14 protein-coding genes are annotated in these 16,366 nt (G+C 52.6%); 7 read left to right on the top strand and 7 right to left on the bottom strand.

Annotation, left to right across the window (positions count from 1 at the left end; translation table 11 throughout):
- Window positions 1-59: 59 nt before the first annotated feature.
- From P0D43_RS13915 to P0D43_RS13900, 4 genes are all read right to left on the bottom strand, one after another.
- Window positions 60-1,811 carry a CHASE domain-containing protein gene (locus tag P0D43_RS13915; RefSeq protein WP_394672701.1) on the bottom strand — a complete coding sequence of 584 codons (1,752 nt, stop codon included), beginning with the start codon at window positions 1,809-1,811 and terminating at the stop codon, window positions 60-62.
- Window positions 1,812-1,821: 10 nt separating this feature from the next.
- Complete coding sequence (locus tag P0D43_RS13910) at window positions 1,822-4,254, bottom strand: ATP-binding protein (protein ID WP_394672700.1); 2,433 nt, start codon at window positions 4,252-4,254, stop codon at window positions 1,822-1,824.
- Window positions 4,255-4,367: 113 nt separating this feature from the next.
- Window positions 4,368-5,147, bottom strand: coding sequence for a hypothetical protein (locus P0D43_RS13905; protein ID WP_394672699.1), 780 nt, complete (start codon window positions 5,145-5,147; stop codon window positions 4,368-4,370).
- Window positions 5,148-5,150: 3 nt separating this feature from the next.
- Window positions 5,151-5,363 carry a hypothetical protein gene (locus tag P0D43_RS13900; protein ID WP_341237441.1) on the bottom strand — a complete coding sequence of 71 codons (213 nt, stop codon included), beginning with the start codon at window positions 5,361-5,363 and terminating at the stop codon, window positions 5,151-5,153.
- Between the two features lie 179 nt (window positions 5,364-5,542).
- On the opposite strand from P0D43_RS13900, the gene P0D43_RS13895 reads away from it, so the two are divergent.
- Together P0D43_RS13895 and P0D43_RS13890 are read left to right on the top strand one after the other, a co-directional pair.
- Complete coding sequence (locus tag P0D43_RS13895; protein WP_394672698.1) at window positions 5,543-6,463, top strand: alpha/beta fold hydrolase; 921 nt, start codon at window positions 5,543-5,545, stop codon at window positions 6,461-6,463.
- A gap of 199 nt (window positions 6,464-6,662) precedes the next feature.
- On the top strand, window positions 6,663-7,037 hold the full coding sequence (locus tag P0D43_RS13890; protein WP_159569780.1) for a 5-carboxymethyl-2-hydroxymuconate Delta-isomerase: 375 nt from the start codon (window positions 6,663-6,665) through the stop codon (window positions 7,035-7,037).
- A 12-nt stretch (window positions 7,038-7,049) separates the two neighbouring features.
- On the opposite strand, the gene P0D43_RS13885 is transcribed toward P0D43_RS13890, so the two are convergent.
- From P0D43_RS13885 to P0D43_RS13875, 3 genes are all read right to left on the bottom strand, one after another.
- Window positions 7,050-7,820 (bottom strand): serine aminopeptidase domain-containing protein, encoded by a 771-nt coding sequence (locus tag P0D43_RS13885; protein ID WP_159569782.1) that lies wholly within the window; start codon window positions 7,818-7,820, stop codon window positions 7,050-7,052.
- Window positions 7,821-8,033: 213 nt separating this feature from the next.
- Window positions 8,034-9,308: an NAD(P)/FAD-dependent oxidoreductase gene (locus tag P0D43_RS13880; RefSeq protein ID WP_394672697.1), complete on the bottom strand. Its 1,275-nt coding sequence runs from the start codon at window positions 9,306-9,308 to the stop codon at window positions 8,034-8,036.
- A 10-nt stretch (window positions 9,309-9,318) separates the two neighbouring features.
- Window positions 9,319-9,666: a c-type cytochrome gene (locus tag P0D43_RS13875; RefSeq protein WP_236550851.1), complete on the bottom strand. Its 348-nt coding sequence runs from the start codon at window positions 9,664-9,666 to the stop codon at window positions 9,319-9,321.
- A gap of 182 nt (window positions 9,667-9,848) precedes the next feature.
- Between P0D43_RS13875 and P0D43_RS13870 the strand changes: the two genes are divergently transcribed.
- The 5 genes from P0D43_RS13870 (at window position 9,849) to P0D43_RS13850 (ending at window position 16,366) form a co-directional block, all read left to right on the top strand.
- A complete protein-coding gene (locus P0D43_RS13870) occupies window positions 9,849-12,899 on the top strand; it encodes a parallel beta-helix domain-containing protein (RefSeq protein WP_394672696.1) in 3,051 nt (1,016 codons plus the stop codon).
- 5 nt (window positions 12,900-12,904) lie between these two features.
- Window positions 12,905-13,720: a mechanosensitive ion channel family protein gene (locus P0D43_RS13865; RefSeq protein WP_394672695.1), complete on the top strand. Its 816-nt coding sequence runs from the start codon at window positions 12,905-12,907 to the stop codon at window positions 13,718-13,720.
- Window positions 13,721-13,797: 77 nt separating this feature from the next.
- Window positions 13,798-14,391 (top strand): DUF2796 domain-containing protein, encoded by a 594-nt coding sequence (locus P0D43_RS13860; RefSeq protein ID WP_159569786.1) that lies wholly within the window; start codon window positions 13,798-13,800, stop codon window positions 14,389-14,391.
- Window positions 14,388-15,071, top strand: a complete 684-nt coding sequence (locus tag P0D43_RS13855; RefSeq protein ID WP_341237879.1) for an ABC transporter ATP-binding protein — start codon at window positions 14,388-14,390, stop codon at window positions 15,069-15,071. Before P0D43_RS13860 ends, P0D43_RS13855 begins: the two co-directional genes overlap by 4 nt.
- Window positions 15,068-16,366: an ABC transporter permease gene (locus P0D43_RS13850; RefSeq protein ID WP_159569790.1), complete on the top strand. Its 1,299-nt coding sequence runs from the start codon at window positions 15,068-15,070 to the stop codon at window positions 16,364-16,366. The genes P0D43_RS13855 and P0D43_RS13850 overlap by 4 nt, the downstream gene beginning before the upstream one ends.

The raw sequence follows: 16,366 nt of genomic DNA, 5'->3' as shown, positions 1-16,366 counted from the left end.
CAAATTATTTTGTTAGAAATATCTTTCTAAAATCGTAAATAATTGATTAATAATATATTTTAATCATAGCTTGGTGTGTACGGTTTATTTGTTTTTTCAAAACGAAGTGCCCAGATCGATTCCCCAAGTTCTGGGTAAGTCAGTGCAAAACCCCTGAAAAACAAGGGCATGTGTTCAACATGGCCAGGAGCGGGCCAGTTGAACACGACCTGAACACGACTGTTTTTATAGAGTGGATTCAATACCTCGTTTTCAAACTCAAGCAGCACGTCGGGTGCAAGCAACTCGGTGAGCTGTTGACCAATCAGTGTGGATTTGACGTTGGCCCCCTGAAGCAACAGCAGTGCCGCTGGATTGGCCAGTTTTATTTTGCGCGATCGATCCATCGTAATCACACCGTCTGGCGCATGGGCGATCAATTCCTCCAGCGAGTGAATGTCTTTCCAGACCATCCGTGCTTCGGTTTCATCCCTGAATGATTTGGTGTAGCCCACCAGTTTGCGATTGTGACTGTAGATGGGCGCAAGATTCATGCGAAGGTGAATGCGCTTGGCAGAATCGCTGATCCGCAGCGTTTGAATGTTTTTAAGTGTTTCGCCCTGCGCAGCCCGTTCGTGAAGTCTTTTCTCAGAGTTCAGCAACTCGTCCGGTATGGTGAGGTTTTGTTCTTGGTCGTACAAAACGCTGGCGGAGTCCAGGCCAAATAATTCCTCTGCTGCATGGTTCCACACCAGAATGCGGCCCCGGGTGTCCTCAGCAATCAAGGCCTCGGAGGAATTGTTGACCAACTGTTTGTGCAGTCTCAATTCGTCACGACGATCCAGCATCCGTTTGACCTGGTAAGCAGCCAATCCACTCAAGGCAATACCCAGCAGGGTCAATGCCAAATAAACGGGGTTCAATGGCGTGTTGTTGTCAGGTTGGCTTGGCCAGAATTCCAAACGCCAGCGCCGGTTACCCAACTGCAAATCCCGGCTCGCCGCGGCGTGAGGGTACAGGGTGACATTTTGGGGTTCGACATTGTCAAAAAAAAGAGCGGGTGTTTGTTTTTCCTCAAGCACTGAAATTCGAAGTTGCAGTGTTTGATCTTGCGCCAGCCAGGCTTTCAGGAACCGGTCGATCGAGATGGGAAAGGACACCCAGCCCACCAATTCTTCGTAACGAGCCCCCAGGTCACTGGACGGCACCGCCTTGTTGAACACTGGCATCAGCATGGTAAAACCCAGTCGTCCAACATGCGCATTCTGAATCATGGTGATCGGCTTTGATACAGCTAATCCAGCTCGCGAGAATGCGCTGAGGCAGTTTTCACGTCGAACGTTTTCAGAGCCCAGATCCAGACCCTGCGCGGAGTGGTTTTCCTCAATGGGTTCAATGTACTGCATCACAAAACGGTCTTGAGAGGAAGGGCTGATAAAGCGGATCTGAAAGTCGCGCAGACCCTTCATTCTCATTTCCTGAATAAATTCAGCCTCTTTGTCCAGCGGAACCTTTCTGGCAAATGCAAGCCCCAAAGCACCAGGAAACTCCTTTCGCAAATTCAGGCTGTCCACATAATTGCGGAATCGTTCAGGTGTCAGTTCGTCTTGCCCAAACGCAGTGATCAGGCTGGCGGTGTTTTGAAGGTTCTGCTTGTATTCATTGATCGTGTGTTGCAGGTCCGCAGTTCGTCGGTCCAGCAAGTGTTCAAATGCAAGGGCTTCAGTGGCCTCGGCATTTCTTTGCAGGTGCAACCCCATTGCGATGCACAGGCTTGCGCCGAGTACACCCACCAGTGTGGCATAAGCCCAATTTGTAAATGATTGATCCATTTCTCGCATGTCAGTGTGTATGACTCTGTTCTTTTAGGCGAGCCTGAATGTCTTCAATCAACAGGTCCGGATCAAAAGGTTTGGTAATGAAATTGGTGAAACCAATGTTGATGCATTCGTTTCTCATGCTGTTGCTGACATGTCCCGAGACGGCGTACACCAGCAAGCTCTGAAGTTCTTCGCGCTTGCGTATCAACCGTGTGGCCTCCAGCCCGTCCATTACGGGCATTTGCAGGTCCATGAGCACCGCATCGAAATGCGCATTGCCGCTGGTCAGCAATGCAAGTGCATCTGCCCCGTTGCTCACGCAACTCACTGAAACGCCCCGGTTCTCCAGGAGCTTTTTAAACACCTTGGCGTTCAAGGCATTGTCCTCGGCCAGCAACAAGCGAAGTGGGGCATCTTGAGACTGCTCTGGTGCAACCGGCGATTCTTGCTTGCGGTGTTTGTAGGCGCGGCTCAAGCGGTCCCGAGTCAGCGGTTTCATCAACAGGCGAAGCTTGTGTTTTTCGGCGATTGCAGGCAGATCAGTGCCAAGCCAGACAATGTCTTGTCCCAAACTGGCTTGCTTGTCGAGAAACTGGCTGAGCCACTCGGCTTTGGACGCAGTCAATGGGCCAGGCAGGTCAAGCAGAACCCGCGCATTGTTGTGAACAGGCAATATTTTTTCGTGGGTGGTGCTGTGGTGAAGAAACTGAACTTGCCAATCGGGTTCCAGTGTTTGAACAAGGCGTGGCTCCAAAGCCGTTTCACCAATTTGCAGCAAAATCCGACCGCTTTTATTGACGACTGGGTTGGTTCGAGCTTGGTTCAAGTTGCCATGCGACAGTGGCAGGCGAAACTCAAACTGGGTTCCCATATTGAGTTTGCTACGCACATGGATGGTGCCGCCCATCACTTCAATGATCTGCCTGCAAATCGCAAGGCCCAGCCCCGCGCCGTTGTAGCGTTTCTGAAGCGATGAATCCACTTGATAGAACGCATCGAACACCCGTTCTATCTCTTGTTCTGGTATGCCAACGCCGGTGTCGGATACTTCAACAATCAGTTGATCCCGCTCTCTGCTCTCGGTCACAACCTGAATGCGCACAGTGACGCGGCCAAACAGGGTGAACTTGAATGCATTGGAAATCAGATTTTGAATGACCTGTTCAATTCGCCCCTTGTCGCCGAAGTAACTCGTCTGGCTTGACTGGGGTTCCAGCAAAAAGGGTTCAATGCCTGGTTTTTGAATCCATTGCTGTTGAAGCATGTTTGCCGTGTTGTCGATCAAGTCATCGATATTAAAATCATTGTTGTTGAGGCGAAAGAAACCCTGGCGTATTTTCGACAGGTCCAGCAGATCATTCACAATGGCGTGCACTGATTCGCTGGATTGTTTGATGGCTTTGCCCAGTTCCTGAACTTCGGCAGAGTAGCCCGGCGCATCCAGCAAGATGGCGATGCTGTTGATCGAAGTCAGCGGTGTTCGAATTTCATGCGACACATTGGCAATCAGTTTGTCTTTTAACTCATTGGCCGATCGTGCTGATTCGAAAGCGGCCTGTATGGCTCTGCGTGACCGGTATTCGTACAGCGACATCCAGACCACAATGGTCATTGTGATCAAGGCCAACAGCACCAGGTAGGGATGCAGCCCCATGGGTTTGCTCCACCCCTGTTTGGGAGCCACTTCAATTGCCCATTCGCCGTAAGGAAAAAACACAGTGGATGAGATCGGGTCGATCAGCGTGGAAGCCGGGTTTCCATGCACGATTTGCCAGTTGGCATCCATCGGGCTTTTTTGTTGCACGTGCACCAGCAGCCCTTGTTGCTCCAAGGGTTCAATTACTTTTTGCTTGAGGTGTTCAAAGTCGATCAGCACCGCTGCAAAACCCATCAGGTCCTGATTGTTGTTCGGGTTGCGTTGCCGAAAAACCGGATAGCGAAGAATCAATGCATGGCCACCTTGCAGCAGTTCGCGCGGGCCTTCCATGATGGTTTTTCCGGTCAGTGCCGCTTCTTCAAGAAAAGGGGCGGTGAGCTCCGCTTTGTAAAGGTTTAGTCCGATCGCACTTTGATTCAGGGCTGGGTTGGTTAAAAACCGCAGGATGCCATCGGGTGCATATTGCAAGCTGCGAATGGCGGGGTTGTCGACAGCAAGCAGGGTAGAGAACTGTTCAAAACTGGATTGGTCCAGTTGGGGCGTTTGCCGCACGAACACTTCAATGGCATGAAGGCTGGCGCTGGCTTTGCCAATAATTTTTTCAAGCGTGTTGGCGTAGTGGTCCAGGGTGTAGCGAACTTCTGCCTTGACACGCTGGGTTTCGCTTTCAACCTGTATGGAGTTGAACAGGGCCAGGCTGAGAAGGCACGCAGACAAGGCAATACCGATCAGCCAAGGCAATAAACCCAGGGAAGACTGGTGGTCGTTGTTATTCGCAGGCGTTTTCGACAAAGGCATGGCTGGAAAGACTCATTGGTTTGGGCCAAGAGTAGTCTTCCAGCGTCCGCTTGTATCGAATGATTAAGATAGTTAAATCATCCCGTTTACAATTGTTGTCAGTTTGTCGGGCTTCAGGCCTGAAAAAAGGCGGTCAAACGATTGGCATAACCCATTTCTTCTGCTTTGGCCTTGGCCTTGGCCCGGTAAGTCTTGTTCACCTTGTCCGTTAGTTTGGCCATTCGAACCTGCGCTTTCTCGTCCATTTCGGCGGTGATTAAACCCACCCCAACCAATAAGTTGTCCTCGGTGAAGGCGGCGGCAATCAGTTCAAGCAGTTTTTCATCACTCAGCAAATTGGCCAGTTTCGCAATACGGTCTTTGCGCTGCGCATAAAACGAAATGTGCAGGTTGGCTGCCGGGTCCTTGATCACTTCCATGATCTCGATGGCTTTTTTCTCGGGGATGTAGTCAGTAAAGCCACCCAGCACATGAAAGTCGCCATGTTCAACCAGCTTGGCCGTTACTTTTTTCAACTGCTCAACAGGCAATTCAGCCAGCATGTTCACGGCACGCTCAGGAATTTGCTCGCGGGCGACTTCAGCCATGAAGTCTGCGTCGAACAGTTTGCACAGGCTTACAGCTTTGCTCATGGGGGTGAAGTACGACATATTGGCCGTAATCGCCGGGCCAAAAACCTTGGTGCACAAGGTTGCGCTAATTGAGTCGGGGGCCAGTTTGCCGGCGCCTGCAATTTTTTCAAACACGGGGCCAAATTTGTTCAGCAGGCTGTTTTGAAAATTGGTGCGCAGCTTTTGCAGCGCTAGGGCGTCGAGTTTGTCCAGATAAGCCAAATCGTCGGCAGACTTGTGCAAGGCTTGCGCCAGGCGGCGCAGTTCAGTGTTTCGGTCCATGATTCAAAGTCCCAGAATTTTTTTAACAGTGCCGCGCAACAGGCGTGGAATGTGTTCAAGCGCGTTGTCCATGCTTTCTTTTAAAAAAGCATCGTGAGCCTGGTGGGCAGCGGCCAGGTCTGCGGCCAGTTTCTTTTGGTTGGCGGCGCTAAGCTGTTCAAGCTCAGGCATTGGTTCTCCCAATGCATCGATCAATGCGGCATCCAGTTTGGGCATGCTTGTCTCCTGTTTTGTTAGGTTTTGCTGAATGATAAGTTGATTTTTTAAATTCGACAGTTTTTCTTTCCCGTTTAGAGGGCAGGGTCAAATTCAGCAGGGGTGCAGATCGCATACACTTTCACTCAGCATAAACAAACCGTGGTCAACCAAACATTGGCCAGCAAAGTGAGCAAGCAGTGAATATTTATCAGCCTTTGAAGCAGCATGAATCGTGTTTTGTCGACTTGCGTGGTTTGCGCACCCATTTGCATTGCTGGGGTCCTGAAAATGCGCCACTGTTGGCGATGGTGCATGGCTGGATGGACGTGGGTGCCAGCTACCAGTTCGTGGTGGATGCCCTGAAAAATGATTACCGGGTTGTGGCGCCCGACTGGCGAGGGTTTGGTTTGAGCGAATGGCCCGTTGCAGACGGTGCGCCCGGCATACGTTCCTATTGGTTTCCGGATTACCTGGCCGACCTGGACGCCTTGCTGGACCATTTCTCGCCCAACAACCCTGTCAACCTGGTGGGCCACAGCATGGGTGGCAACATTGCCATGATGTATGCCGGTGTTCGGCCACAGCGCATTCGCAGCGTGGTCAATCTTGAGGGATTTGGCATGCTCGACTCCTCGGCGGAAAAGGCGCCCAAACGTTACGGCAACTGGCTTGATGAGATCAAGGTACCGAAGCAATTGCGAACCTACGGCAGCCTGGAAGCGGTGGCCAGGCGCTTGCAAAAAACCAACCACAGGCTAAGCGATGAAAAGGCGATGTACCTGGCGCAATTCTGGAGCAAGGTGGACAACGACGGTTACAGTTTGCTGGGCGATGCCGCACACAAAATCATGAACCCGATTGGCTACCGGCTGGCTGAAGCCCAAGCGTGTTGGCGCAATATTGCTGCACCTGTATTGCATGTTGAGGCCAAACAAACCGAAGCTGGGCTGTGGTTGAGCCGAGCGGGCGAGCCGGTGGATTTTGATGCGTTCCGTACGCGGTTTGATTGTGTCCCGAAGTGGGAATCAGTGATTGTGGACAACGCCGGGCACATGGTTCACCACGATCAGCCCGAGGTTTTGGCGCAGCTGATTGAAAGCCACATTGAAAAAGGATAAAAAAAAGCCGACTTCCTGGGAAGCCGGCTTAACCTTTCTCACTTGCGGAGAAGAGGAGACATGAGGTTGAGCACTGTTACAGCACTCAATGTAAACATTCTCGCGCTAAGCTTTCGGATCGGCAAGCAGATTTGTAGGTAATTTATACTAGACAAAACCATGAACTTTCACGGCTTTGTCACATACACAGGCTTTCTTCATGCCCCACATTACGATTGAATACAGTGACAACCTGCGCGATCTGGACGAGTCCTGGGTGCTGCTTCAGGTCAATAAAGCCTTGATGGGTTTGGGTATTTTTATGGACGCCGACATCAAAACCCGAATCCATTGTTTGCGCGCTTATCGCATGGGGGTGGCTGCCGCTGAAACTGGAGCGCATGCCTTTGTGGCGGCCACGGTGGAGTTGCTCAGCGGGCGGGAATTTTCCATTCAAGAGCATTTGGGCCAAGTGTTGCTCAGGGTACTGGAACGCACTTGCCTTCAATCCGATGGCTTGCAGACTCAAATCAGTGTGCATGTGCGTGAAATGCAGTCCGAGCTGTATTTCAAATCGGTCAGCAAGCGCAACTGAAAGCCTGGTGAATCAGGCACCCAACAATTGATGCGGGTTTTGTCCCTGCATTTTTCGTTTCAACAGTTCAATTAGCCGGGGTTCATCCAGCAAGGCCATGTGGCCAGTGCGGTCGATCACGTGGTTGGCTGCACCTTCCAAGTGGGCGTATCGATGATGCAATATCAAGGCATCGGGAATGGCAATCACACTGCTCATTTTTTGCCGATGCGAGTCGTCTTCCACATTCAGTTGATTCAAAAAGTCACTGTTGGGCAGCATGTCTGCGGCACACTCGCCAACGCCAAGGTGGGCCATGCGCGTGCCATTGTTGGGCGAAGCCAGGGTGAACAGGTGTTGCACCTGTGAATGACTATGCCAGCGCTGGCTCATGGCTTTGCGCACGATCAACCCACCCATGGAATGTCCAACCAGGTAGGTGTTGGCACCTTCGCATTCAGGCTGGCCAAGCACCGTGTCCATGTAATGCCCGAAATCGTGCGCCATGTCGTGTACCGAGGCCAATAGATAGCGCGGTTGATACAGGGCCACGCGTACGCCGCTCCACAGCAGTTCTTCATACAGGGCGGCAAAACAACCGGGTTTTTCCATGTAGCCGGGCACCATGAACACAATGGGCAACTGGCGGTTGTGAAAGTTGGGGCTGAATTCAGGAACAAATTGCGCCACACGTTGGCGAAACAGAAAGCTTAAGCCAAACAGATAACCCTCGCGGGCTGCAAGTTTGGCCACTTCGGCCATGCCCAATTTTGGGTGACCATTGACAGGTGTTTGACTGGCCATTTTATTGTCCCTTTTAAAAACACTTTCAGGATTGCTGGCTCGTTTTGTTTAAATTACGCTTGTATGCGCATTGACTACAATTCAATTAACGGTCAAAAAAGTGTCCTGTTGAGTAAATAGAACACTACACAGGGTAAACACGGGGATTCAGTCGATGAAAAAAAGGCCAGCAATTGCTGGCCTTTCCAATTTGAACTGACGCCTGAACGCGTGCTACACCAAGGTGTCAGCCCAAATATTCTGGGCCCAGTTCCAGGCGTAAGTGCCTTCAAGTTCGTTGGGGGCTGCCGATACGCCGCCCGAGCCCTCAACGGTCAAGAAGGTTTTCTTCTCGGCGTTGAACACATGCACACTGGCCACGTGAATCACGTTGTTGGTGGTTACATAGCTGTAGCAGGTGTTGTTGGTCAATGGTGTGGCATTGGGTTCCCAGCCGCTAAGCTGCGCAACAATGGCTGCTGCCACCACTTTGGCCTGGCTGTTGGCCATGTGACCACTTTTTGGCATTTGCGGTGCACCTTGTACCGAGTCGCCAATCACGTGCACATTGGGTGCCACAGTGGACTCAAAGGTCATGTAGTTCACCTCGGCCCACCGATTGTTCAGGTTGGCAATGCCGGAATCGACTGCCAGTTTGCCGGCGCGCTGCTCCGGCAAAATATTCAGCACATCGCCCTTGATGGGCTCTTCAAATTCAAAGCGAACCGTTTTCGTGGCGCCGTCGACACCCGTTACTTTCATATTGGGGCGGTATTCCAGAATGCCTTTGTACTCGCTTTCCCACACACCTTTGAACAGCTTGCCTTTCGATGTTACGTCGGCATTGGCGTCTAGCAGCAGCACTTTCGATTTCGGTTTGTACTGCTTGAAGTAGTTGGCCACCATGCTGGCGCGCTCGTAGGGCCCGGGGGGGCAGCGGTAGGGGGCCAGTGGCACGTTCAAAATGTAGGTGCCGCCATTGGGCATGGCTTCCAGTTGCTTGCGCAAACCCACGGTTTCAGGGCCGGCTTTCCAGGCGTGAAAAATTTGCCCGTTGGCATTGGCTGCAACCAGGCCTTCGATTTTGTCCAGTTGCAAGTCAATGCCAGGTGACAGCACCAGTTTGTCGTAGGGCAGGGTTTTGCCGCTTTTCAATTTCACGGTGCGTTTTTCAACGTCAATGGCAGTCACGCAGTCTTTCACCATTTTCACGCCGTGGTTGCGGCTCAAGCCCGTGTAGGGTGTGCTGATTTCACTGATTTGGCGAATACCGCCCACCACCAGGTTGCTCATGGGGCAAGAAATAAATGTGGAATTGGGTTCAACCAAAGTGACATCGAGCTGGTTACCGGAAAGCATGCGCAGGTATTTGGCTGCCGTGGCGCCACCGTAACCGCCACCAATCACGACCACTTTGCCTTTGGCACTTTTTGCGGTTGCAGACAGGGGCATGCCGCCCAACAGGGCAGAGGCCAGCGCGCTGGTTTGTAAAAATTGTCGTCTTTGCATGGTGCGCTCCTTAGTCTTTTTTGCCGAGGTAGTTGGCGATGATGTCGATTTGCTCGTCGGTGTAGCCCTTGGCAAGTTGATGCATCACAGTGGCGGGGCGCTGCCCGGTTTTAAACCAGATCATGTTGGTTTTGATGTATTCCACACTCAGGTTGGCAAGCCCGGTGACTGCGCTGCCTTGCACACCCACGCCGTTGGTGCCGTGGCAATTCGCGCAGGTGGCAGCCAGGCTGGCCGCTTGCAGTTTCTTTTCGGGTGTCAGTTCATTGGCTAGGGCGCCAGTGCCCAGCAGCAGGCCGCTGCCAGCCAAGGCCATGCTCATCAGCAGGCGCGTGGCGTGTTGTTTCAAATCAGTCATTGCTGTCCCTCCAGTTCTTGTATGTATGAATGCTTGTCTCCAGCATTGTGAATCGAATATGAATCATCACGCATGCAGTGTCAATTAGCCGACACAATTCGAAATCCAATCTGATTCTAGCGTGGTAACAGGTACAGGCAAGCAGTTTTTTCTCATACGCATATAACAAGATCGAGGTTGGCGTGGCTCACTCCAAACATGCACTGCAAGCAGTACTCCTTTCCCTGTCCACACTGGTACTTGGCGCGTGTTTGTCGTCAGGCGGAGATGACCCCACAAGCACTTCGGGTGGCGGGTCGGCGGTCAATCCTGCCGAATCCAACGGCCGGGTGTTTTTGATCCAGCCCGGGCCCAATGCGACTGAGGAAATGGTCAAGGCCATGGTTCAACTCAAGCCCAAGGACATTTTGCGGTTTGATTGCGGTTTCTTCGATTTGAAAACGGGTATTCAGATTACGACCACTGAGGACGTGATTATTGAAGGCTGTGGCATGGATGAAACGTTCCTGTCCTTTCGGGACAGTACTTCGCAAGAGGGTTTTCTGGCCTCGAATGTGCGCGGTGTCACCATACGCAACCTGACCATTGGCGACTCACCCGGCGATGCCTTCAAAATGAAAGGCGTGAACCATGGCACCTTGAAAAAGGTGCGCGCCATTTGGAGTAGTGGTCGCAAGCTGCCCGAGGAGCGCCCAATTACTGCAGCCAATTTCCGCGATGAAATCAAGGTGGCCTGTACCGACCCCGCACGCCACAACCCGGCCAACCCCAATCCGCTGGAAACCGACAACACCTCGCCCGACTACACGGTGAGTACCGCCTCAGGGCGTTACGGCATTTACCCGGTTGAAAGCCGCAATATTCTGGTGGAAGAAACTGAAAGTATTGGTGCCTCGGATGCCGGTATTTATGTGGGCCAAACCAATATTGCAAAAATCCGCAAAAGCCGCGCGGCATTCAATGTGTTCGGCTTCGAGATTGAGAACGTTCAGGATGGGGAATACTCCGAAAATCTGGCTGAATGTAACTCGGGTGGTTTTCTGGTTTACGACCTGGACAACCTGACCCAATATGGTTCGCGCTCGCGAGTGTTCAACAACATTTCCCGCAACAACAACACCTACAACTTTGCGGTACCCGGTTCAATCGTGGCCAACGTGCCGCGTGGTTCGGGCTTGATCACGCTGGCCTACGACAAAATCGATATTTACGACAACGTGTTCGAGAACAACGGCACTGCCGGCATTATTTTGACCAGTTACGATTTGCTGGGTGAAAACGGCGACCGCCGCATGGACGTGTATTCCGAAGCGGTGAATATTTTCGACAACACCTTCGTTAACAACGGCAATGATTTGCCCCAACCTGATTTTGCGACCATTTTGGCGACTCAGGGTGGGCAAGTAACCAGTGCCTTTCCCGCAGTGGTGGGTTTGAAAAATGCAGCCGGTGGCGGTGGTTATCGCGGAGCGCACATTGTTTGGGATGGGTATACCGACAACTTGAACAGCAGTTGTGAATTGCCCAAAGACCGCAATGGCAACCCCGTGGCGGTGGATGCCGATGGCAAGCCCATTCAGGGCAACCAAAACCCCAACCCAAGCTGCCGCTACAACAAATACAAATTCGAGTCCAATGGTCAGCGCAAGGTGCCAGCCTGGTGGTTCAGTTGTATCAATCCGAATAACAATTTCGGAACCGACAGCCTGGCGTTTGCCAATTTCCACGGCACCCGTGGTCTGGATGCGGTGATTAACTTGAACACCAATGACCCGGCTGCCAATTTGTCGCTGGATTATTTGACGGCGGTGGGCAGCGGTATCCCCTTGTTTCCCTCTGAATTTGACTTGAGCAAGCACGATTGTGTGGCGCGCTTCGGTTCGGACCTGCCACGCCTGCCCGATTTCGAGTTCGAGCCGTTTGAGCCCAGTGGCCAGTTTGCACCCGAGCCCACTGCGGAAGCTGTGAAAGCCTTGTGTGAAGTGCCCTTGAAGGCCGGGGTGGTCAATCAGCCTGCCGCTGTGGTGAACTGCCCGGACCTGGCTCAGTACAACCTGTTTGCGGATGATCAAAACCCGGCAAGCCGACCCAACGGGCAAGGCATGCCCTATGTGTTGAACAGCAAGTTATTCAGTGACTATTCGATCAAGCACAGGGTGATGTTTATTCCTGAAAGCAAGCAGGCGCGTTTCCTGGAAGATGAATCAAGCCGGGTCAATTCCACCATTGAGTTCCCGGTGGGTACCATTATCGCCAAAACATTCTCGTTTGTTGATCAACCTGCAGCGCGTGAAACACCTTATGAAACCCGCTTGTTGATCAAGCGCCAACGCACCGATGGTCAAAATTATTGGGAAGCGCTGGAGTACATTTGGCAAGACGCAGGCAATGGCAAACGCAAGGCCGTGCTGACCCAGTTTGGCGGCAGTGCAGCAGCGTCTTGGGATTACGTGGACGTGGATTCCGGCAAGCGTCAAACCGGAAGCACCAATGCCTACATGTTCCCCAATGCCAGCCAATGTGCAATTTGCCACAGCAACAACGATGTGGATCCTGGTTCGGCACCGATTGGTCCCAAGCCACGCAATTTGAACCGGGCCTATGTGAATGAATCGCCCATGTTCACCGGGCAGGCACAGCACCCGGTCAACGGCAAAAACCAGTTGAAATTCATGTGCGAAACCGGTTTGATGAATGGCTGCCCGAGCAGCTTTAATCTGGATCAGCGCCAGGTGGCCACCAATGTGAACCACATTCCGAAGTTCAATAGCCCGGGCGACTCGGGTATGGCTGCCAATTCAAAAGGCGATATCGAGGCCCGCGCCCGCGCTTACCTGGAAGTCAATTGTGCCCATTGCCACAACGTGAATGGACAGGCCTCGAATACAGGTTTCTATGTGGACGTATTCCGGGCCGTGGACAGCACTTACGGCATTTGTAAAAAACCGACTGCCAGTGGTTCAGAAGGGCGGGGCACTCGCACTTACGACATTCACCCAGCCGTGTCGGGCGATTCGATTGTGCCGTACCGCATGGGGCCGGAAGCCGTGGAACTGGCAGCGAAAATGCCGCCACTGGCCCGCAGTGTGGTTCACACCGAAGGCGTGGCGTTGATCAATCAGTGGATTGATCAGGTGATTGATTCAAGCTATGAAAATGCCGATGCCTGCCAAGATGGCAGCAATTCGGGCGGTGGATTGCCATTGATCGGAGGCCTTCCCCTGTTACCATAGCAGGCATGGAATTACTCAAAGATCCCACCACCTTGTTTTTGATCAAACTGGCCATCACCTTCGGGTTGATGGCCAGTGGGTTCTTCGTGAACAGGGCCTTGTCCTGGTCGCTTCGCAAACTTCATCCCTACCACCCTGAAAAGGCTCGCTCGCAACTGGTTTTTCTGAAAAACCTGGTGCGCATGTCAGTGTTTTTCCTGTTGATTTCGGTGTGGGCTTCGCAAATTACCGGCGCTTTTCTCAGTGTGGTGGCCATTGCGGGTGCCATGATCATCACCGGCAAGGAAGTGGTGTTGAGTCTGTTGGGTTATGTCAATATTTCGCTGTCCAAGCCCTTCCGGATTGGCGACTACATTGAAATTGGTACACAAAATGGCCGGGTGATCGGTATTGATCTGCTCAGTACCAAGCTGTTTGAAATCGGCATGTCAGGCAAATACACCGGGCGGCGCCTGGCGGTGCCCAACGCCATGGTGTTGACGCAAACCATCAAACACATGTCCATGTTGGGCAAATTCAGCCTGTACACCATTGACATCATCTTGCCCTTCAAGGCCGACACCGTGAGGGCTGAAGAAGTGGCCTTGCAAGTGGCCAATGCGGTCTCTGCCAGTTGGCTTGAGGAGGCGGACCAGTATTTCGATCGCATCGAAGTGTCGGAGTTTGTGGATTTACCCGGCGCAAAGCCAGAGGTGTTCTGGCAGGCCTACAATGAGCTGGCGCATAAAATGATTGTTCGCCTGGCTTGCCCGCTGGAAAAGCGGGGCGATGCAGAACAGGCAATTTACAAAGGTTTCTGGCGAGAATTTGGACCGGTTTAACTGACCCTTACCCCAGGGAACCTCTTGGTACGGGTTGGTGTCTATCAAGCCATGCAAAAAACAACAAAGGGACATCAATGACACAGTTTGCGCATCAATCCTGGCTTAACAAGCTGATCCTGTTGACCTGCTCCGGTTTGTTTGGTGGCGCAGTGTTGGCAGCCGGCGGTCACAGCCACTCCCGCCACAACGATGCGGCCCATGTTCATGGAGTTGGCGAGCTTGAGGTGGTGCAAGATGGCAACGGCCTTTTCATCAGTTTGTACTCGCCTTTGGAAAACGTGCTTGGGTTTGAGCGCAGTCCGAAAACCGACGCAGAAAAAGTCAAGGCACGCAGGGTGAAATCACTGTTGCAGGCCAATGGCATGTTTGCATTCTCGCCCGATGCGCAGTGCAAACGGACTTCTTACAAACTGTATTCCGAGGTGTTGAATCCGCACAGTCATGGTCCCAGTGATGATCATCAACACCATGAATCTGAAAGCGGGCATTCCGATTTTCGTGTTGCCTATGAGTTTGAATGTGCAGAGCCTGCAAAACTCAAGGTAATCGATGTGCGCGTGTTTCGCCAGTTTCCGGGTTTCGAGAAAATTGAAGTGCAGGCCTTGTTTCCAAAGGGCCAGGTTGGTGCAAGCCTTACGCCCAAACAGAGCACCTTGGTGGTTCAATGACCGCAGCAGTACTTCACTGCAACAACATTGCATTCAAATACGCCAGCAGCGGATTTGAGTTGAAAATCCCCGAGTTCTCGATGCAAGCCGGGGACACGGTATTTCTTGAAGGCGACAGCGGCAGCGGCAAAAGCACTTTGCTTAATTTGATGGCGGGTGTTTTGTTGCCACAAAGCGGCCATGTCAGTTTGATGGGGAAAAACCTGAGCGCTTTGTCGGCCAGCCAATGCGATGCACTTCGGGTCGATCACATTGGCTTTTTGTTTCAGCAATTCAATTTGCTCAGTTATTTAAGTGTGCTTGATAACGTGAACTTGCCCTGCAAGTTTTCAAAGCGCCGCAAACAAAACGCATTGAAGCATTCTGGTTCGGTGAATCAGGCCGCAAAGCAACTGTTGGGTGCTTTGGGTATGGACAAATTCCTGAATCAATCGGTGTCGACCTTGTCTGTTGGTCAGCAACAGCGCGTGGCCGCCGCCCGGGCTTTGATTGGTCAGCCCGATTTGATCATTGCTGACGAACCCACCTCTGCACTCGATGCGGGTCACCAAGCCCAGTTTGTTCAATTGTTGCTTGCACAGGCCGCTCAGCAAAACACGGCTGTGCTGCTGGTCAGCCATGACCCTGCCTTGGCACCACACTGTGACAGGCGACAGCGCATGGAGCAGTGGCAGGCATGATCCAAACCCTGTTTTTGTTGGCCAGTCGAAGTGCCTGGAGCCGCAAAGGCAGCCTGTTGCTGTTGTTGCTCAGTGTGATCACTTCCACATGCCTGTTGTTGGGCATTGATTTGGCGCGGCAAAGTGCCAAGGCCAGTTTTTCCAATGCAGTGGCGGGTACGGATTTAATTGTCGGTGCACAAACAAGCCCGGTTTCCCTGTTGCTCTACAGCGTTTTCCGAATTGGCCAGGCCACGCGCAATGTGCCCTATGCCGACTTTGAGAGGTTGGAACAAGACCCCCGCGTGAAGTCGGCCTTGCCCATTGCACTTGGCGATTCCTACCAAGGCTTTGCCGTGGTGGGTACCAAGGCAATTTATTTCGAGCAGTTTTTGTACGGGGCACGGCAAAACCTGCAATTTAAACATGGCCGCGCTTTCGAAGATTACAGTGTTGGCAAACCTGCAACCGTGTTGTTTGAAGCTGTGTTGGGCGCGGAAGTGGCCAAGCGCCTGAAGCACAAGGTGGGCGACAAAATCGCACTGAGCCATGGCATGCAAATTCAGCAGACCGAACCCAGCCATGCGGACAAACCTTTTGTTGTGGTGGGTGTTCTGGAGCCGACAGGAACCCCTGTGGACCAAAGCGTACACATTAGCCTTGCGGGCATGGAGGCCATTCATGTGGACTGGGCCGCCGGTGTACCGGTGCCTGGTGCGGAAATTCCTGCTGAATATGTCACCAAGTTCAATTTACAGCCCAAGTCAGTAACTGCCGTGTTGCTGGGTTTGAACAACCGGGCCGGTGTTTTTCGCATGCAGCGTGAACTTGAAAACCGACCCAATGCAGCACTCAGTGCAATTTTGCCCGGTGTGGCCTTAAGCACTTTGTGGCAAACCGTGGGTGTGGTTGAGCGGGTGTTGTTGTTTGTGGCTGCGCTGGTGGCTGTGGTCAGTGCGCTGGGGTTGACCAGCGTCATGCTGGTTACGCTGGGGCAGCGCAGGCGAGAACTGGCGGTGTTGCGTTCAACCGGCGCCGGGCCGCGCACCGTGTTTGGCTTGTTATTCCTTGAAAGCGCGCTGGTGATGTGGATCGGTGTTGCACTGGGTGTGATAGTGCTTGTGTTGGCCAGTGCTGCACTTGCGCCCTGGGTTCAGGCACAATTTGGTTTACAACTGGTGGGGCTGCGCGAACTTGGCGCGGGCTTGTTGGCGGTGGTCGCTTTTGCCGCATTTGGCAGCTTGCTGGGCCTGGTGCCCGCATTTCAGGCCTACCGAAACCAGTTGCAGGATGGTTTAAACCCCAAAACAAATTGA

The organism is Limnobacter sp., assembly GCF_043511195.1.
Classification (GTDB): domain Bacteria; phylum Pseudomonadota; class Gammaproteobacteria; order Burkholderiales; family Burkholderiaceae_B; genus Limnobacter.
The sequence above is the reverse complement of the archived record's forward strand: the minus strand, read 5'-3'. Positions and strand labels throughout refer to the sequence as shown.